Annotated in this window: 20 protein-coding genes; 5 read left to right on the forward strand and 15 right to left on the reverse strand. The window is 40.1% G+C overall.

The features are described 5' to 3' along the window. Positions 1-240: 240 nt before the first annotated feature. Positions 241-1,311 carry a nuclease-related domain-containing protein gene (locus DB398_RS11360; RefSeq protein ID WP_108424513.1) on the forward strand — a complete coding sequence of 357 codons (1,071 nt, stop codon included), beginning with the start codon at positions 241-243 and terminating at the stop codon, positions 1,309-1,311. A 171-nt stretch (positions 1,312-1,482) separates the two neighbouring features. Next, on the forward strand, positions 1,483-2,295 hold the full coding sequence (locus tag DB398_RS11365; protein WP_108424514.1) for an endonuclease/exonuclease/phosphatase family protein: 813 nt from the start codon (positions 1,483-1,485) through the stop codon (positions 2,293-2,295). Positions 2,296-2,300: 5 nt separating this feature from the next. Here the strand turns inward: DB398_RS11365 and DB398_RS11370 are convergent, their stop codons facing one another. From DB398_RS11370 to DB398_RS18345, 14 genes are all read right to left on the reverse strand, one after another. Continuing rightward, positions 2,301-3,728, reverse strand: a complete 1,428-nt coding sequence (locus DB398_RS11370) for an ion transporter (RefSeq protein WP_159076410.1) — start codon at positions 3,726-3,728, stop codon at positions 2,301-2,303. A 76-nt stretch (positions 3,729-3,804) separates the two neighbouring features. Continuing rightward, complete coding sequence (locus DB398_RS18750) at positions 3,805-4,056, reverse strand: DUF4236 domain-containing protein (protein WP_108424516.1); 252 nt, start codon at positions 4,054-4,056, stop codon at positions 3,805-3,807. Positions 4,057-4,058: 2 nt separating this feature from the next. Beyond that, the gene (locus tag DB398_RS11380) at positions 4,059-5,021 is read right to left on the reverse strand and encodes a hypothetical protein (protein ID WP_234416224.1); all 963 of its coding nucleotides are present in this window, start codon (positions 5,019-5,021) and stop codon (positions 4,059-4,061) included. Further along, positions 4,981-6,246: an ABC transporter permease gene (locus DB398_RS11385; protein WP_108424518.1), complete on the reverse strand. Its 1,266-nt coding sequence runs from the start codon at positions 6,244-6,246 to the stop codon at positions 4,981-4,983. The genes DB398_RS11380 and DB398_RS11385 overlap by 41 nt, the downstream gene beginning before the upstream one ends. Before the next feature lies 1 nt (position 6,247). Further along, complete coding sequence (locus tag DB398_RS11390) at positions 6,248-6,652, reverse strand: hypothetical protein (RefSeq protein ID WP_313777788.1); 405 nt, start codon at positions 6,650-6,652, stop codon at positions 6,248-6,250. 14 nt (positions 6,653-6,666) lie between these two features. Beyond that, on the reverse strand, positions 6,667-6,966 hold the full coding sequence (locus tag DB398_RS18675; protein WP_199913389.1) for an excalibur calcium-binding domain-containing protein: 300 nt from the start codon (positions 6,964-6,966) through the stop codon (positions 6,667-6,669). A gap of 3 nt (positions 6,967-6,969) precedes the next feature. Then, positions 6,970-7,164, reverse strand: a complete 195-nt coding sequence (locus tag DB398_RS11400; protein WP_108424519.1) for a YegP family protein — start codon at positions 7,162-7,164, stop codon at positions 6,970-6,972. A gap of 206 nt (positions 7,165-7,370) precedes the next feature. Next, positions 7,371-7,598, reverse strand: a complete 228-nt coding sequence (locus tag DB398_RS11405) for a hypothetical protein (RefSeq protein WP_108424520.1) — start codon at positions 7,596-7,598, stop codon at positions 7,371-7,373. Between the two features lie 155 nt (positions 7,599-7,753). Beyond that, positions 7,754-8,638 (reverse strand): type I restriction endonuclease, encoded by an 885-nt coding sequence (locus DB398_RS11410; protein WP_313777789.1) that lies wholly within the window; start codon positions 8,636-8,638, stop codon positions 7,754-7,756. A gap of 8 nt (positions 8,639-8,646) precedes the next feature. Next, complete coding sequence (locus tag DB398_RS11415) at positions 8,647-9,339, reverse strand: hypothetical protein (RefSeq protein WP_108424521.1); 693 nt, start codon at positions 9,337-9,339, stop codon at positions 8,647-8,649. 337 nt (positions 9,340-9,676) lie between these two features. Then, on the reverse strand, positions 9,677-10,186 hold the full coding sequence (locus DB398_RS11425; RefSeq protein WP_159076412.1) for a hypothetical protein: 510 nt from the start codon (positions 10,184-10,186) through the stop codon (positions 9,677-9,679). A 195-nt stretch (positions 10,187-10,381) separates the two neighbouring features. Beyond that, complete coding sequence (locus DB398_RS11430) at positions 10,382-11,047, reverse strand: DNA-binding response regulator (protein WP_108424523.1); 666 nt, start codon at positions 11,045-11,047, stop codon at positions 10,382-10,384. A gap of 13 nt (positions 11,048-11,060) precedes the next feature. Further along, positions 11,061-13,004: a tetratricopeptide repeat-containing sensor histidine kinase gene (locus DB398_RS11435; RefSeq protein WP_108424524.1), complete on the reverse strand. Its 1,944-nt coding sequence runs from the start codon at positions 13,002-13,004 to the stop codon at positions 11,061-11,063. Between the two features lie 75 nt (positions 13,005-13,079). Beyond that, the gene (locus tag DB398_RS18345; protein WP_159076413.1) at positions 13,080-13,244 is read right to left on the reverse strand and encodes a hypothetical protein; all 165 of its coding nucleotides are present in this window, start codon (positions 13,242-13,244) and stop codon (positions 13,080-13,082) included. Between the two features lie 343 nt (positions 13,245-13,587). On the opposite strand from DB398_RS18345, the gene DB398_RS11440 reads away from it, so the two are divergent. The 3 genes from DB398_RS11440 (at position 13,588) to DB398_RS11450 (ending at position 16,256) form a co-directional block, all read left to right on the forward strand. Beyond that, positions 13,588-14,517 carry a hypothetical protein gene (locus DB398_RS11440; RefSeq protein WP_108424525.1) on the forward strand — a complete coding sequence of 310 codons (930 nt, stop codon included), beginning with the start codon at positions 13,588-13,590 and terminating at the stop codon, positions 14,515-14,517. A gap of 341 nt (positions 14,518-14,858) precedes the next feature. Further along, entirely contained in the window at positions 14,859-15,593 is a 735-nt protein-coding gene (locus DB398_RS11445) for an STING domain-containing protein (protein ID WP_108424526.1), read from the forward strand. A 96-nt stretch (positions 15,594-15,689) separates the two neighbouring features. Then, entirely contained in the window at positions 15,690-16,256 is a 567-nt protein-coding gene (locus DB398_RS11450; RefSeq protein ID WP_108424527.1) for an AAA family ATPase, read from the forward strand. A gap of 431 nt (positions 16,257-16,687) precedes the next feature. Here DB398_RS11450 and DB398_RS11460 read toward each other — a convergent pair whose 3' ends face one another. Continuing rightward, on the reverse strand, positions 16,688-17,452 hold the full coding sequence (locus DB398_RS11460) for a LuxR C-terminal-related transcriptional regulator (protein WP_108424528.1): 765 nt from the start codon (positions 17,450-17,452) through the stop codon (positions 16,688-16,690). Between the last annotated feature and the right edge of the window lie 22 nt (positions 17,453-17,474).

A 17,474-nucleotide genomic window follows, 5' to 3' on the forward strand; every position in this document is an offset into this window, starting at 1 on the left:
AATTGTTCTTATGGTTAATAAAAGTACTAGGTTGAAAATAAATGATTCCAACATCACTCATTTAATCTGCAAATTCAAACGACCTTCTAAACTCGACCAACTTCTTATTTTCACTTAATTGCCTTCACTGTTCCTAAAATGAATTTGTGGCTAATCAATGTAACCATTTACTGAATAAGGAGACATTAGATTTCCGGCCATACTAAACTACAAATCAAAACGTTAGAAGTAATACTAACCATGATTCACATCCACGGCCAAATAGAATCCCTTAAACGTATCCGGGAAATCTTGGACCATCATGGCATTACTTGGTTTACATCCACTGGTCAAATAAACAGATTCCTCAAAACCTTCGAAAACGAAAAGGAATCGTTGCTCTTTAATATTGAACGTCAATATGAACTGGAACTTGAAATTCTCGTAACAAAGGTACATCACTACCAAAAGGAGTATGAATCCGTAAAAGACCATGTAGAAAACACGCTCAACAACAGAATCTCCAGCTTAAAGGCAAAATCCAAAACCCTTTCACTTCCAGCCAAAAATGCCGTGATTGAACTCCTGAATTGGTACCGGCAGCAAATCCTTCTAGGTTATACGTTCATCCTCGATAAGGGCACAAAATACATTATAAAACTTAAGACCAAACCTTACCAAAAACGTTTGGATCCCACACAAAAAGAGCTTGAAGCATACATAGCCAACCGTCAGAATAGCATTTCGGAACGCTTTGAAACTAAGTTTAAGGAATTGGAGTTCACACAAAAAATTACTGAGGGCCTCTACCCTCTCATTGCTGGTGCCATAGGGGAACATAAAGTGGCCAAAGAGCTAGAAAAACTACCAAGACCATTTGTCCTGATCAATGATTTTTCGCTTGCTTTCAACAAACCTATATACAACCGACGTGAAAATGACCGGATATTCAGTATCCAAATCGACCATTTATTGGTCACACCTGCAGGAATCTTTATCATTGAGACCAAGAACTGGAGTAAGAAATCCCTGGAGCGTTATGACTTTCGCTCTCCGGTCAAACAAGTGAGACGGGCCAATTTTGCCCTGTATACCTTACTAAACAGCCCGAACACCTCCAACAGAGTTATCAAACCGCATCATTGGGGACAGAGAAAGTTGCCTGTAAAAAGTATTGTTGCCATGATTCATCACAAACCCAAGGAACGGTTCAAGCACGTTGCTATCAAAACGTTACAGGAACTCAATGGGCACATCAAGTATTTTGATCCGCTTTTTGATAACGAGGAGGTGGAAAGCATCGGAACGTTTTTGATCAACCTCAAAAATTAAGGAAATCAATTAAGTTTTCACTACCCCATTCAAAATGGATAACATCATATGCTGCCCTTCAGCCACATCTTGTTTGCACTAAACCTTTGGAGTCTGTTTTTCATTACGTTATCCCGTATTTCCCCTAGCACTATTTTATTAAATTTATCTTTTACTAAACCAACCAACCTCATGCTACGAAGACTAGTACTATCAATACTGATATTCTTCCATTTTGTCACATTTGCCCAAAATGACGAAATCAAATTGGTCTCCTGGAACATCAAGGACTTTGGCAAGACCAAGAACAATGAGGAGCTAAATAAGATCGCCGAAATTATAAAGGACACTGATATTCTGGCCATACAAGAAGTGGTGGCCGGATTTGGGGGTGCCCAAGCAGTGGCAAAACTTACGGATATCCTTAATCGAAAAGGCAGCAAATGGGACTATGTAATCAGTAATCCTACCAACAGCCCCAAATATGTATCCGAACGTTATGCCTTTATCTGGAAGACCCATAGGATCAAGATCAAAAACAGGGGTTGGCTTGTTTCTGGTTTGGATACTTCGATAGACAGAGAACCATTCTTACTTAATTTCTACCTTGACAGCAAACAATTTACCGTGATCAACTTTCATTCCAGACCCTATAACAAGGATCCGGAAAGTGAGATCAAGGCACTTACTAGATTTGTAATTGATTCCCTAAAAACTCCCTTGATCATTGCCGGAGATTTTAATGTGGATGAAAAAATGCCCGTTTTCAACACCTTAAAAAAATTAGGATATCAAACCACAATCACTGGTCAAAAGACCACTTTAAAATGGACCTGCGAAGGAAACCAATACCTCAACCATCCCATTGACAATATTTTTTATTCGAAGGATATCTTCAAGGTGGAAGGCAAGGTTATTGACTTCGTACGATTTTGCGAAGAGTTGGAAAATGCCCGTAAACTATCAGATCATTTACCCATATTCTTACGATTCAAATTGCAATAAATGGCTCATGAAAGGTAAATCAGTCGATAGCCGTCATCAACGACCATATCATTTTTCGGTGAAAGGATAGACTCGTTCCGATGGTCAATCACGCCCAACAAGGTTTCATTCTTTTCGAGTAAAAACAGTTTCACTTCCTTTACCTTGGTTGGAACAGAGAGCCCCAGCTCCGTTGGTCTCAAACTTTTCACACGTTCCCCTTCCCCGCCAAAAAGCTGATAGAATAAATTGGATACATTGGGATGGCCAATACATGTGGAGATAATCTTGGCATCGATCAGTTCCTTAAACAGGATTTCGTCCCCCATGATCTTGTCCTTGATGATTTCAGCATTGACCTCATCGTTAATTTCAGCAATCGTATGGGTATTCGGTGCTTCCTTTTCAATATGGAAAACCGTCATGACGGTTCTCAAGTCTACATCGCGGATAGTATCGTGTTCATTGAACTCTGCAAAGACGATGGCAAATTTAGCCTCTTTGATTTGCACCAACTTTAAGGTATTGAAATCCGTATAATCGGCATTCACATAAATCAGACCATCCTTATCGGCAATGGTCTTTTGGGTGATTAGGACAATTTTATTGCAATACCTCCGATCACGCAAAAGGTCCTGAATCACCTTTTCTGCAGATTTGGTATAGCCACATATCACGACATGGTTCTTGATGTTAAGGCGGGTTATTTTCCCTGAGGTAATGGCATTCATGACCAACGATATTTTATTGAGAATGATTGAAATGAAAAAGCCAAAAATGGCCATATTGAAAATCAAAAGAAGGATCGACAAAAGTTTCCCGAAAAATGTCTTGGGCGTGGTGTCCGCCAACTCAATCAATTTGAGGGAATACCAGAACGAATCTGTAAAACTGTAGAAGGCCTCCTTATTTCGGGTATGCTCCACGCTGTACAACCCAAAACTCAGTACCAGCAATATGGCAAGCGTTACCGTAAAAAAGATATAGAACATCCGATTGTGTTCCCGCATCCCTTGAAGAATGATATGGAGCTTGTCCATTTCACGAAATATCTTGAAGGCCCTAAACAATCGGAACAACCGAAAAAATCGGAGAAAGCGGAGTACCCGAAAGGCCCTAAAGAAGGCCAACGAGGGCAATATGGCCAACAGATCGATGATCGACACAGGTTTGGCCATCCAATGAAGCTTTTGGCGTATTGCAAAAAGCAATCCATTGCCTTTGTAATCATCTCTAAAATCTGAACAGATGTAAAAGCGGATTCCATACTCTGCTATAAAAAACAATAGTATGGCCTTATCCACAAATTCGAAATTCTTGGAAAGGTACTGGTCCTCATTTTGAAAAAAGATGAGTACTATGGAAAGTAGAATCATAAAGCCGGTAAAGACATCCAAAAGATATTTCTTTGGATTTTCCTCATCGAGGAACCAATATCTCAAAAACTGCTTCATGACCAGGCCGTGTTGCACCACAAGCTATTAATCCTCAATCCCATGTGTAGAGATCCAAATCCAGTGAGCTGAATGTTCAAAAAATCAATGAACATGAAAATGACCCCATGATGATCAGAATAAAAAACAAAGTCACCATGCAACCGCTATTTTTTGATCTTGAAAATGATTTTCGGTAGGTCAGGCCAGGAATCCCGGTCCGGATAGAATAACCTCTCGAACTTATACTTCCTCGTTTTCCACGAACGCTGGGCGTAATTCCCGATTTACTAATATGGACGCCAAAACCTTTGCCCAAATTGACCCTTTTGTTGAACCTGAAGGACATGGTTACTTTTTTAAGATGAAATCTCGAATGATTTTATCCATATGAGAAGGTAAATCGGCTTGTTTGATTTCGAAGTCATTTACTTTCAATTCACCAAACCATTTACTCCAATAGGCCCGAATGACATCTTCCTCATAGGGATTGCCTTTCACCGGGTTTATACCCAAAACCAGTACATCCAAATTAGATAAATCCTTCTTTGGCACGATGAATCCAAAATCCTTTTCATCGAAACGCTTTTGCCAATCTGACTTGTTTAAACCGTTCTTTTGAATAAGTTGTGGAATTATGTAGCTTGTCTGATTGTCTTCCTCCATTTTGGAATCTTTATGGAACATATACCCATCGGTCAAAATCACCAAGATATTTCTATACCCCTCATCAACACAATAGTCATCCACTTTGTTCTTGAAAAACCCCCAAATGTCCGACCCCACATAATTATTGTCGGCTATGGCAGCCTCATAGATGGTTTTTGATATGGTCCCGTATTTATTGGATACCCTTAAAATGGAGTCTTTGTCCACATCGACTTTTGTAAAATGGGTCTTCAACTCTGCGACCTTTTTGTTCAGGGTTTGGTCCGATGGTTCGGGATCTATGAATACTTGAATCTTATCATCAATTTGATTCACTTTTTTGTTCAATAGATGCCATTCGAAACTTTCTACCACCGATTCGAGATATCCAATATCCCTCATATAAAATTCCATGGCAGGTGAAGGATGCTTTTGAGGGTCTATCCTATCAGAAAGATCGATCAAAACACTAATGTTCAAATTGCTATTTAGACGTACTTTCTTACTAATTGGATTACGTATTGTTTCCTCTGGCTCCAGTTCAACTTTTGGATCTTGTTTACAGGATTGTAGATGGCCTACAACAAACATCAACAAAACGGTTCTAAAAATGTTTTTCATACGATCAATTAATAAGTTTGTACAACCTTCCTTCATAACTTTCATCTGCTATTTCATGCTCCTCCAAGTGCTTTCGTTCCTCTTCCCTGCATTTAGCCAACAACTCATCCCTTCTTTTTAGGGCATCGAAATTATCGGCTATGGCCAAAAACCAGCCCTTTACATATTCTGCATGGTAGGTGAGGTAATGTTTGTTGGAAAAAATGAACCCATCAATGGTCCTTTGCAAATCATTTATCTTTCCCTCTGTTCCAGCTATTTCTTCCTTGATAGGATTGATTTTCCCCATTAATTTGTTGATTTCCTGTTGGGTATTTTCAATATCTTCCCTTCTAGATCGGATAAAGGATTTTATCTTGTCGAAATTGTCATATTCTTTCATGACAAAATCAAACACCAATCCCCAAATGATATAGACCACAAAGCCAGCAAAGATGATGCCCCAGAATTCAGGGGAGGCAAAAGCTATTTTCAAATCAAAGGGAGGAGAATTCAGGGTTTTGTCAAATTCATAAATCTTCTTCTCAATTTGATAAGCCAGAATAGCATCAAATATGAAAGTGACCACGAACAAGGTTCCTATTTTTATATAGGACAACCAATTCTTATGCTTTTGGAACATATGGATCAAATACCCCAACCCCATGAATGCAAACGGAATGGTCGCCACGAACACGCCTTCCAACCATCCATCCGCAATCGCTTTTGATAAAGCATTGGCATCGAAAATTGCAGCGGTAAGTTCATCATCTGGATCAAAGGTTTTGAAAAAGGCCGAATATGAAGCCGATATATAGAAGACCAACAAATAAAAAGTAATAGGAATCAACACGATCAATCCCAGATAAAATTGAGCTTTGGGTTTTTTGTCCGCGTCCTCCACATACTTTTCGGGATTGTGTTTTACATCGGTAATCTCAGATTTAAACTGTTGTATTTTCTCTTCCCAGATGCCAATCGTCTCTTCTAGAATAAGTTTGGCCGTCTTCCGCTTCTTCAGTTCAATTTCATACTTGCCCCTTTCTTGTATATAAGGTTCTTTTAGGGACTTTTGGAGTCTCTCATCCTCCCTACACTTACCTTTATAATCCATATACACATCCTGCAAACAGGCTTTAAAAATCATATGGTTTCCCTCGGCCTGTTTGGATGAGCCATAACCACTTTCAAAAAAGGTGAGTTTTATTTTTTTAACATCTTCTTCCTTGTCATGTACTACTTCGGCCTCTGGGTTCTTTTTTATCGAGAATATTTTTTTCAGTGCACTCATGTCAATCGTTCATTAGGTTCATCAATTGTGTTTTTGAAACATTCTGTTCGGCATTCTCCAACAAAAAACCACAGATGTCCTCCACGTTTTCTTCCAGAAATCCAAACTTTAGACAATACTTTCTCAGGGTGTTCACTTCATCCTCCGTTGCAACCCCATCGGCCCAAATCATGAGTGCCAAATCGTATAAATACTCGATTTTATCCTTTAGCTCTTGCGGTACGCTAGAATCCTGGGAAGGGTTAAGCAGAACCTCATTTAATTGTTCTTGCCCTACGCCCCTTTCCTCTGCAAATCGATACAGCATTTGAAGTTCAAGGACATCAAAATTGTCATCGGAGAAAGCCATTTGGTAAAGTCTTAGGAAATGACTTTTCAATTCCAATGAAATGTTCATTTTTTCCATGGTTGATTATTTGATTAGTTTTCACAAGCTATTCCATCATTATCCCTATCCAGGTTAGAATAACAGGTTTTGTTGGTTTCAAAAGTTGATTGTGCCTCTTCTTGGGATGAAAAATCAGAACAGTTTTTCTTGATGCAGGACGATTCACTTTCACTCGTACAAGCAATGGATACCACCATTATCACGAAAGGCAATAACAGGCTTAGAAAACAGCCTTTATTATTCCTGCCTTGAAATGCTTTTGATCTTTTGCTTACAAAATGTCCCTGGACATAGGTTCCATCTTTTCGGTAATATCCCTTACGGTACCCCATGGTTTATGAAAATAAGGTCAAGTCATCCGCCTCGGCAACCGGGGCATCACGTTTTACGGCAGCAATCCCATTCTTACAGTTCTGTTTTGAGCTGTACATTTCACTGGTGGCAATAATCTCCCCGTTTCCTTTGGATCGGAGGTTGAAATAATAATCGCCGCTTTTGCTTTTTTTGATTTCAAATTTTGGAAAGGCCATTTGTATTGGTTTTTATGGTTTGAGTCCCAAACGTAAATCCAATACTGACCAAATCCTTACAGAATTCCGTAATGCCATAACTAATTAAGATGTGGCCCACAGGAAAATATTCATAACAAAAAGAAATAAAGGCAGGATATATTAACCCCACCTTTTTTATCGAATTAAATGATTATCAGGCACAAAAAAGAAGTCTCAAATCGTTTTTAATCCTCCCAACCGCAAAGGGTGCGGCCCAATTCCTTGGCCTTAGCCAAAGTGACTTCGTGGATTTTAGTGGAACAATTGGAGAGTCCCCTACAGGATTTGCGGTAATGGTACTTTTTACTCCCCTTCCCCATGCAGACAAAGACATTGGTATCCAAAGAAGTGGACCTATTGATACTAGTGGTCAATACAAAAAGTAAGGGCAAAAAAAGAATGCTAATCCTCATAGAAATCAATGGTTTGCAACAAAAGCTCCTCAAACTGGTAGATATCGTCCACCGAATTGATCAAATGCCGAGTCTCCTCTTTACGTCCATTAAAAGTACCAAGGTACTTATTCCCGCCATTCAAGTGGAGCCTACACAAGGGTTTGCGGTTGTTGTCATCCAACAAGATACCAAAATAAGATTGCATTATCCCTATGGACAATGCGATTGACAGGGAGTTTTCTACGCAAAATGGCCACCACTATTCGGTATCCGTCCATTTCCTCTTCAGAGGTAGTTACTTTACTGATTTTTTCGGGCTCCTTATGTTCTTCTTGTTGCTTTTCCGATTCCTTGTCTAGAGCTGCATTCAGGCGATCGTTCACCTTTTCGCCGATGGTCTGGGCAAAGGCCTTGCTTACCAAATCGGTGAATTCCCCCATTACCTTTTCAGTAAGCCGGCCTGTGTAAACCCTTGATGCGAACAATCGCACAAAATTGTATGAAGGGGTTTGAAGTTCTTCAGAAATCATCTTTTTCAATTCCTTGGTATACTTTAGGGAGCTGGCGTTGTCCACAATCTCATCCACATTGAAGTTGGACTTGTGGAACTTCCCAATTTCATTGATGACATTCTCCTTTAATTGGGTTATATCAAACTCCAAAAAGGGTTTCTCGTCCATCTTGTTGACCGCCTCAAGATCCGCATAAAACTGGTATTCGATACCGTTGGTCAATAAAGCAAAACGGGTTTTGGTCGTATGGAAGTAACGGAACAACTGGGAGTTGTGCGGATTCAACTTTTCCTTCCAGTTTTTACATTCAACAATAATGATGGGCTCCCCATTCTGAAAAATGGCATAGTCTACCTTCTCCCCTTTTTTAAGCCCGAGATCTGCAGTAAATTCCGGGACCACTTCGGTGGGATTAAAGGTATCGTACCCCAACAGGTTGATGAACGGCAACACAAAGGCGTGCTTGGTGGATTCTTCGGTATCGATCTGTCCTTTTAAATTGACGACCTTTTCGGCTAAGGTTTTAAGTTGGTTTTGGAGTTCCATTTTTACAATTAATATTTTTTTTCTTCCATTTCAGCAATGCTCAATCTTTTCATTTCCTTAAATTTTCCAGAATTATCATATAAACTGAGGTTCCCATTTTCTTCTATTAAATAATACTCTCCATGATTATTTTCATAATCATATCTAGTAGCGTTGCTCTGCTTTTTCTCAAAAACCTCTTCAATTAGTTGTCCTCCCTTGCCAAGAAGACCGTTATCTGCATAAATAGATTTCATAAATAGTTTCTCTTTTTCTTTAACCAAAAATTTTTTATTGGGGAGCATTGCGTCATTATCATACCATGAAGCAATTATTTCTCCTGACACCTTCTCATCATTCATTTTTTTATATGCTTCCCCAGAAGCTCCCATAATTTCTAGCTCAAGTTCTGGTTTAAAATGAGATATTGCCCAAGCTCCATATTCAGTTTCCTGTTCAGGTAAATAGTAAAAAATCCATAGTTTTTCATAGTTAGCTCTTTCATCCTTTAGATTAAAAGCTAAAGTTCTGAGCTCTTTTTTACTCATTGGTCTTTGCAACCTTATTTTGAGGTTGGCTTTCCTTAACGATATATCTACATCTTCTCTTATTATAGAATATGTTTGTTCAAGAGGATTACCACTATCATGACTCTGATTATTTTTGTGATTGTTACACCCTATTGTTTCAAGTAGAACAATTATGAGAATTAATCTTTTCATCAAATAACCTAACTAGTATGACAATCTTTTGAGCAATGTACACAGCCGTTAGATTGCTTATAGGTTTTCTTTGCCTCATTTACGGCAGATTCGCAATGAGTGTGATATCCTAAATCTTTTTTACTAACAACAAGTGTTAACCAATAACAGCCTTCCTTATGAACCTCATGGTCGCCATTTGGCTGAGCTGTCTTGTTGACATAATATTTCGGCATGGTTTTAATTTTTAAAAATTGCATTCCAAACCTAGCCCCTTAAAAAAACAATCCCTTACAGAAATCCGTAAGGGATGTTATTTTGTTCAAAAGAATTAATGGCCAGTGTCCTGAACAGGATTTTATTCACTCACTTGTACCAGATAACTTTTCCACTCGGCTGGAATTTCATTTATGTCATAAACTTCAAGCCCTTCCTGTTGCATACTGGCTGTTGATTGAATCAACGTTTCATTCAGAAATTCCGTTTCCAACTTATACATGGCCCCGGTTGCAGGATCGACTATCAACATACCAATAAGACCTCCCAAAAGGATATTGCCAAAGTACCACCCATCCAATTTAAATTCTACAGGAACTGTTTTGGTATCATATCCTGTTTTAGAAAAAGTAACTTGATACCTTGCCTTTCCAAAAAATCCGCTCCCAGCTTTTAGCTTTAAGGTTGCAGGGGTTTGACCTGAGAAAATTTCAATGCCTTTTTTATCCTTGATCATGATTTTAGCCTCACTTGGAGCACTGTTGATAGAGATGGGATAACTTCCTTTACTGACAATGGAAGCACAGCTTGAAAGAAGAACGGAAGTAGCCATAAAAATGGCTATCACTTTGAAGGTTGATTTTTTAATCATTAAAAAGGTTTGGTTTGATTTGTCCAAATTGTATGGCTTTTCGGATTTGCCTCGTTTTTTATAGTGGTTCCTGAGCTCCACTTCAAGTTGTTTTTAAAAGACCTTTAACTTGCAACAAACCTAACCTCATAAAAACCCAATCCCTTACAGATATCCGTATGGGATTTAGATTTATTCAAATAAATAAGGGAATGATCAGATTCTATCTTTTCGGATAAGCTTGGCCAGCAAGTGATTGGTGTTCTTGGCCCCGAACTCATCGAACAGTTTGCTCACCCTTTTATCGATGGTGCTTTCGCTATTCGGTGTAATGTTCTTTTGTTTGAGCCGTTCTGAGATTTCCTTTTTGGTAAGACCATCCGCCAAATCCTTTAGGATAAGGATATCGAACTCGTCCAATTCAAACACATTGTCGGAAACATTCAAACTGATCTGTGTGGAAACAAAGGTACGGTTGTGATATACCTCCTGCACAGCTTTGACCAACTCGGACAAGCCATGACGCCCTTTACAGACATAGGCATTTATCTTTTCTTCCCTGAAAAGGGTATTTACCTTTGCCGGATTGTCCTCCATGGAATTAACAATAACCTTTAGATTGGGCTGCAATTCCCTTACGGCCTTGATGAGTTCCAGTCCTGAGGTCAACTTTCGATCCACATGGTCCTTTTTAAAGAACAGATCGGTAACAAGCAATTCAAAAGGTTCATTTTGCGCCAAGGCCAGTTTGAGGCGGTTAAAGGCTTTATCACAATAGAACTCTTCTTGGATGACCGGAATGTTGAATTCGGTTCGAAGGGTTTCCACAATACCTTGGTTGGTATCCTGAAAATCTTCCGTAATCAGCACTTTTTTGAACATAGTAGGTACGTGTTTATCTTGGAATAACAAGGCTGGCCTTAAAACCTTCCCCTTTACCAGAACCAAATGTAATGGTTCCCCCTATGGCCTGGATACGCTTTTCTGTATTACGAAGCCCATTCCTGTATTTAAGGTCTTGTTCGGATGCCCCTTCGCCATTATCCGAATACAATACTTTAAGTATTTTTTCACTTTCGACAAAACCAATAGTGACCAATGTTGCCATACTGTGCTTCCCCATATTGATCATGAGTTCCTGAAGGACCTTGAACAATACTTTTTTCGCCAAAGGGTCCATTCCTTCCCAATCCACCTCCTTGCTTCCTGAAATAAGAAGTTTGGCATGATCTGGTGTCCGGTAGCGGAGCATTTCCAAAAACTCCTCCTTAAACTGTGAACCAGTATCGACTTCGTTGATCTCCCTGGAGAAGTTACGGCTTTGGTCATAGAGGCCTTCCAATTTGTCCAAGACCTTGATTTGGTCCGTATTCCCCTGAAGCATTAACATGGCTTGGTTTAGACCTGCCCCAAAATCATCGTGGAGTCTCCGGGACATTTCCGCTTCAGTCTCCAATGTAGCTTCCAATTTCGCCATGGTATTCTCATGTGTCAATCGCTTGGTACGCTGTTTAAAAGCATATATCAGAAAACCCAATACGATCAAAAGGAAAGCCACTCCAAAAAAGGAAACCAACTTCTGGTTCCGCTGCCGGGTAACTTCCAGTTCCTTTTGGGTATTTTCCTTTTCTAGTCGAAGGCTTTTTTCCTGTGTCACCTGATAGTCGTACTTATACATGGCAAATTGGGTCTTCACATTTAATTCTTCTTTATACAGACTATCCTGCAAAAAAATATAGCGATCTCGTAAACCTACATTGTTCGGTTCCAATTTCATCAAAAACCCCAAGGCATCCGTTTCGGCCCTTGGCGCTTTCAAGGATACTGAGAGATGGATTACAGAATCAAAATAAGCTTTCGCCAGCACAGGTCTATCATTGGAATAAAACTCTCCCAAATGGGTGTAACTTGCAATCTGACCCCTCCTATCCTTATTCGTTTGTCTTATTTCCAGTGGACTCATAAATTCTTCAACCTCCGTTTTATTTCCAGAAAGCCATTGGGCATAGGACAAATTGTCCAGCACTCTCGCATATTGTGAGGATGTTTTGACCAAAGTACTATCCAAACTTATTCTTGTGAGCATTTCAACGGCGTCACCATATTTCCCCATATCCATAAGAGTGGTCGCTATATTGTTCCTAACAGCCAATCTTTCATTTTGGGAATCTATAAAGTTCATGGCCATTTGATAATAAGTAATGGCCTCCTCATGGTTCAACAATTTTCGATGGTTCGTTGCCAAGGTATTATAGCAAATGGAGAGATAGGTGGAGTCTTTTTTTGCATCCAAATAAGGTATGGCTTCCGTAATGGTTTCCTTACTTCCAAAAAAATCATTCTGATTCTTTTGAATGACCCCCATGTTCAAAATAGACCTTGCGATCCAACTGCTATCTTGGACCTCCATGAAACTTCCTTTTGCATTGGTATAGTTCAAAAACGCGCTGTCTGGACGATGTTCAATTTGATCATAATAATAGCCCATCAAATAATATTGCCTACCCAATATTGCATAATCGCCAAGGGCCTTGGCTTGTCTCAATATATTTCTATTGTAAGTTTGAAGACTGTCGAATGCTTTCAGATCATACAGAATCAAATTTTTTCGGTGGAGTAACTTCAAGTAGAACGTATCCTTGACATCATCTTTTGAGAAGTACAAGGCCTTATTGATGGCTCCATATTGTTGTTCTGCAGTCAAGTCCTTTTGTTTGGATTGATTGAAATAATGAAGAACACTATCATGTGGCACACCCGTTGTTGGAGCGGAATCACCACTTCCCCATTTACAGGAAACAAAAAGGCATGTCAATAGCACTATCCAAAACTTCTGCATACATTTTAATTTGGACTAAATGTATTAAAAAAGGCCACACCTATTGGGTATGACCTTTTAAATCAATGAGATGGATTAATCATCTTCTTCATCAGGTGGAGGTGGTGGGAGATCCTCATCATCTCCTTCTGTTGCCAGGGTCCGGTACATTCCTTCAGTTTCTGCGACACTTTCGGTGGTGCAGGAAAACATGAACATATTTAAGATAACGGCCAGTACGGCCAAATACACTTTTTTCATTTTTACGATTTTTCGAGTTAAACAAAAGGGTGGCCGTCCGGGATTTTCCCAGAATTGTTTGTTTAGCCTTTCAGCCACCCGTGAGCTTTGGAGTACTCCCTTGTTTTTGGAAAGTGGAAACTGTAAGCGGTAGATCTGACTACTCTCCAACGGGTCAAATACTGACCGCTTAACAGAATCCCGTAAAAATGAATTTTCTAGAAACGCTATGTTAGCAAGGCATAGCTGAATTCATTTTCTTGGACAAATTTATCTGTGCACATCAGCTATCTTTATAAGGAATTCCAGAGATTCCAATAATTCCAAGGAATTCCAGAACTATTCCTAAAATTCCAACCCGACCATGAAACCAAGGACCAGTAAAAGCTATCAAGAGGAGGTTTTAAAAAAGTATAGAAGAGAAAAAGGAGGGGAAATGAGCGGTTATCTTGCCAACCCTACCCGAAGGCAAATTCGGGAAGCCTGTATTTGGTTGTTGGATAAAAGAAAAATGAGATATGACGAACATACCCTTATTAGATTCTTTCAATTTCAAGAAGGGAAAAGTAAGATTGTTCAGATGCAACAATTTAAGCCAGACCGCTTTTTACCCATTGTTAATTTTCTAAAGGGAAAAACAAATGATACTGGACCTGAAAACTTGGAGCTCATTGCTTGGCTAATTGATTTTCAACCTAGACCTTATGAAGAATTTTTAAAGTCATATGGTTCAACCCATGCTTTTGAAACTGATGAACAAGAACCTGAGTACATAACCCTACGCGTAGCATCTGAAGTTCCAATATCTCCCCCTGAAAAAAAAGAAGAAGAAGAGCTAAAAAAAAGACGAAGACTGATCATTACCATCAGTATCGTCTTTACAACTCTTTTATTTATAATATTGGTGATAAAACCCTCGCTTTTCAATTCCAATCCAATTCCCAATACTGAGAATCATTGTATGGCTTGGGCCGACTCTTTATATGTTGAAGTGTCCTGCACTTCCAATCCCTACTCAGATTTCGGAACCAAAGTAGAACCCATGGACAGAGTAAAACTGAACAGCTTTAAAAAAGTGGAAGTTTCCATGGCAACTGATTTCTTTTCAGAAGATGAAAAGCCCCTGATATGGTATTTCAAAACTAAGGATGGGGAAATGGAATTTTTCACGGCTCCTGGCTTGCACCCTATTACAGGCGAAACATTGCGCAAAATCACACCCTATATCATTGAGACTTACGTGCCATTACATATCAATAACACAGACTCCTTTTTACCAAGAAACCAAGAATAAGAATTCGCTGGAGAATACCAGAACCCGCGTGAGGGATTGCAGTGAAAAGCCCGACCCGTGCAAAGGACGGCCTTGCAACGCAAAGCCCGGCCCTCTGGGACACGCCCACACAGAGCTTCAAACAAAAACCAGCCCTTATCATCCGTTTTGATATTCCAATCCTAAAACGGGTTTCCCTGAAAATTCTTGGATTGAATAGGGCGTTTCCCAAGGTAGTTTGGAACAATAATGGAACAATTATTTTTTTTACACAGTTGCCCCACCCTTACTACCATTTCTGTTTTTGGTCTATATTTGGGTAAACCCTCTTACCAAAGGGCACACTGGATAATCCACCAAGGATGACCGACCGATCCCTAGACCGTATCCAGACCATTTTCCAATGGTTGTCCATTGCCATATTGGTGGCCAGTTTTGTCTTTGCTGCCCTTTGGGTCTATAATACCTCCATGAACCTAGAACCCATTTTGGCGTTTCTGGGCCTGTTCTATTCCGTCGTGGCCCTCTTGGGCAACTGGGTCACCAAACAATTGGAAAAACGGGTCAAGGAAGAGGAACTCAGCATCACCTATGCCCTGGCCCATGGTTATATGTACAATTATCTGGCTCCCGTGGTGCGTGGACTTCGCAAGAAACTCTCCGACCCTTCCGCCATGAGGTTCATCGTCTATATTCCCAAAACCCTGAACGAGTTCAGGTCCCATGCCATCGACGAGGTCATGACGGAACTGTCCAACAAGCAGTACATCGTGGACACGGTCGAACTGGTGTTCGAAAATGAAAAAAGAAAAATGGACTATCGCACTGCCAAGAAGTCCAAGGACAGTGCCATTCACTATTTTGACTTTCCAACGACCCTGCTCACCCTTGAAAAGGTCATTGAGTATAAATTGAAGACCGATAAGGACAGTCGTCCTGACAAGGAGATAGCAAAGCTGTCGGAAGTGTATATCTCCAACTTTGGGAAGCAGTTGACCTCTATTTTGGAAAAGGAGGAGTTCGATGCCATCAGGGGGAACATTAAGATCGTATCATCGGGACGCTTTGATTTTTTGGAAACAAATAATGCCCTGTAGCCCAACAGGACCCTTTTATCATTTCCGGTTCTCTAGAAGTTCGTAATATTGCCGACCATTTATGAAAACTAAAAAATAAACCAACCCAAAACACTTTTGAAAACCCAAAGGGAACGCATACCATTTTATATAATAACGGGAGGCCCAGGTGTCGGGAAGACCACCCTATTGGAAGAACTTCAAAACAGGGGCTTTGGAACAGTTCCCGAAATCGCACGGAAACTGATCAAAGAACAACAGGAAATTGACGGCGAAGCTTTGCCCTGGAAGAACAAAAAACGGTACATGACGCTGATGTTCCATCGCTCCGTGGAAAGTTTAAAAACAACAATCAAGGCGTACAGTGGGACCCAACCCGTATTCTTTGACCGTGGTTTTTTGGACGCCCTCTGCTATGCCTCTATGGAAGGCATCCCGATTGACCAAGAAATGAAAACGGTATCGGAAACCTTACGGTACAATACCTCCGTCTTCATATTACCTCCTTGGCAGGAAATCTACCAAACGGACGAACAACGCAAACAAGATTGGAATGAGGCCGTGTTCACCTACAATAAAATGATCCAGACCTATCGAGGATACCAATACGACCTTATTGAAGTTCCCAAGACTTCTGTCCAAGACAGGGCTGACTTCATCGTTGACTTTATCAAGAACAATTAATACTGGTCAATTACCTCTCCCCAAAATACCTAATCAAAACAATCCAACTTTTCTTCCAAGACCATTGGCCTATTTTTGCAATTATGTTGCATTCTTTCTGATGGGTTGGCTACTGTTGCACTCGTCTTTATTGGTCATTCAAATGCAACGGTATCCCAATGATTTTGCTCTTTGTGCCTTGCTCGACATAACCGGTCTAATTTCATCTTGGACGAGATTCATAACTGCTTCTTTCAATATACCGCAGGCCTTGAGTTCATGGTAGTCACCTACCTATTATAAAATTCATACTTGTGCACATAGGAATTACTATTGATTCCTGGATGGAGGCCACTACTTTGGCATTAGTCCTTCTTTTTTGGAATGGAATTGAACCGATTTGCAATACACTTTCGAATAATATAGGCTTTACCATATACTAAAGGTAGTTGTCATACCCAGCCTTTTTCCAAACCAAATTTCAACAACTGAAGCACGGAACTGGTCTGCGTTTTTTTAAAGATACGCTTTCGGTGTGTGCTGACCGTATGCGGGCTTATACTCAAGATATCAGCAATCTCGGTCGTTTGGCACTCATCGACCAGTAGCAGGAAAACTTCCATTTCCCTTTTGGTGAGCATGTCCTTCTGTGATGTGTCTTTTTCAGCAGGCAGGATATCAAAATAGGATGGTTCGCCTTCAAGTCCAATGATGGACAACACCATTTTATTGCTCTGCTTTAGGTCAGTGATGTCCGTAAAGATTACAAAAGTCCTGAGTACGGCTCCTTCCTCATCGCTTTGGATGACTGCGACCTGCTGCAGTAGCCTTTTGATTTGACCATCCTTGCACCGGATCCTAAAATCATATCTGGTCTTATACCTGAATACTTTTTCCGTTGGAAGGTTTCCCCAAAAATCGGTTATGGTCGCTTCAAAGTCAAGATAGGTGCCCAGGTCATCGGGATGGATCGCTTCCAGAAATTTTTCCAAGGTAAATTCCTCCAAGGGATAGCCCAACAATTGTGTGATGGACTCATTCTTGTATTCCATCTGCATTTGTGGTGGACTAAAGATGAAATAACAATAATCGCCCACTTGGAAGAGATTGAGTATCTTTTTGTAGATATCCATCTCTATATGTAGTTCCTGAGGGGTCTTGTGCTGGCCAATTTCCTTCCAAATATCAGTGGCCTTTTGGAGTGTGTGCTTGTTCATTCACCGGGGGTTACTGAATCTC

It is taken from the genome of Flagellimonas amoyensis (genome assembly GCF_003058265.1).
Classification (GTDB): Bacteria; Bacteroidota; Bacteroidia; order Flavobacteriales; family Flavobacteriaceae; genus Flagellimonas; species Flagellimonas amoyensis.

Bases quoted from the DNA above. Each gene is read 5' to 3' on its own strand.
- DB398_RS11385 (WP_108424518.1), bottom strand. From the start codon at position 6,246: ATGAGTGCACTGAAAAAAATATTCTCGATAAAAAAGAACCCAGAGGCC.
- DB398_RS11445 (WP_108424526.1), top strand. From the start codon at position 14,859: ATGACCGACCGATCCCTAGACCGTATCCAGACCATTTTCCAATGGTTG.
- DB398_RS11400 (WP_108424519.1), bottom strand. From the start codon at position 7,164: ATGGCCTTTCCAAAATTTGAAATCAAAAAAAGCAAAAGCGGCGATTAT.
- DB398_RS18675 (WP_199913389.1), bottom strand. From the start codon at position 6,966: ATGGGGTACCGTAAGGGATATTACCGAAAAGATGGAACCTATGTCCAG.
- DB398_RS18345 (WP_159076413.1), bottom strand. From the start codon at position 13,244: ATGAAAAAAGTGTATTTGGCCGTACTGGCCGTTATCTTAAATATGTTC.
- DB398_RS11440 (WP_108424525.1), top strand. From the start codon at position 13,588: ATGAAACCAAGGACCAGTAAAAGCTATCAAGAGGAGGTTTTAAAAAAG.
- DB398_RS11425 (WP_159076412.1), bottom strand. From the start codon at position 10,186: ATGATTAAAAAATCAACCTTCAAAGTGATAGCCATTTTTATGGCTACT.
- DB398_RS11430 (WP_108424523.1), bottom strand. From the start codon at position 11,047: ATGTTCAAAAAAGTGCTGATTACGGAAGATTTTCAGGATACCAACCAA.
- DB398_RS18750 (WP_108424516.1), bottom strand. From the start codon at position 4,056: ATGTCCTTCAGGTTCAACAAAAGGGTCAATTTGGGCAAAGGTTTTGGC.
- DB398_RS11390 (WP_313777788.1), bottom strand. From the start codon at position 6,652: ATGGAAAAAATGAACATTTCATTGGAATTGAAAAGTCATTTCCTAAGA.
- DB398_RS11380 (WP_234416224.1), bottom strand. From the start codon at position 5,021: ATGAAAGTTATGAAGGAAGGTTGTACAAACTTATTAATTGATCGTATG.
- DB398_RS11405 (WP_108424520.1), bottom strand. From the start codon at position 7,598: ATGAGGATTAGCATTCTTTTTTTGCCCTTACTTTTTGTATTGACCACT.
- DB398_RS11365 (WP_108424514.1), top strand. From the start codon at position 1,483: ATGCTACGAAGACTAGTACTATCAATACTGATATTCTTCCATTTTGTC.
- DB398_RS11435 (WP_108424524.1), bottom strand. From the start codon at position 13,004: ATGCAGAAGTTTTGGATAGTGCTATTGACATGCCTTTTTGTTTCCTGT.
- DB398_RS11360 (WP_108424513.1), top strand. From the start codon at position 241: ATGATTCACATCCACGGCCAAATAGAATCCCTTAAACGTATCCGGGAA.
- DB398_RS11370 (WP_159076410.1), bottom strand. From the start codon at position 3,728: ATGAAGCAGTTTTTGAGATATTGGTTCCTCGATGAGGAAAATCCAAAG.
- DB398_RS11460 (WP_108424528.1), bottom strand. From the start codon at position 17,452: ATGAACAAGCACACACTCCAAAAGGCCACTGATATTTGGAAGGAAATT.
- DB398_RS11415 (WP_108424521.1), bottom strand. From the start codon at position 9,339: ATGAAAAGATTAATTCTCATAATTGTTCTACTTGAAACAATAGGGTGT.
- DB398_RS11410 (WP_313777789.1), bottom strand. From the start codon at position 8,638: ATGGAACTCCAAAACCAACTTAAAACCTTAGCCGAAAAGGTCGTCAAT.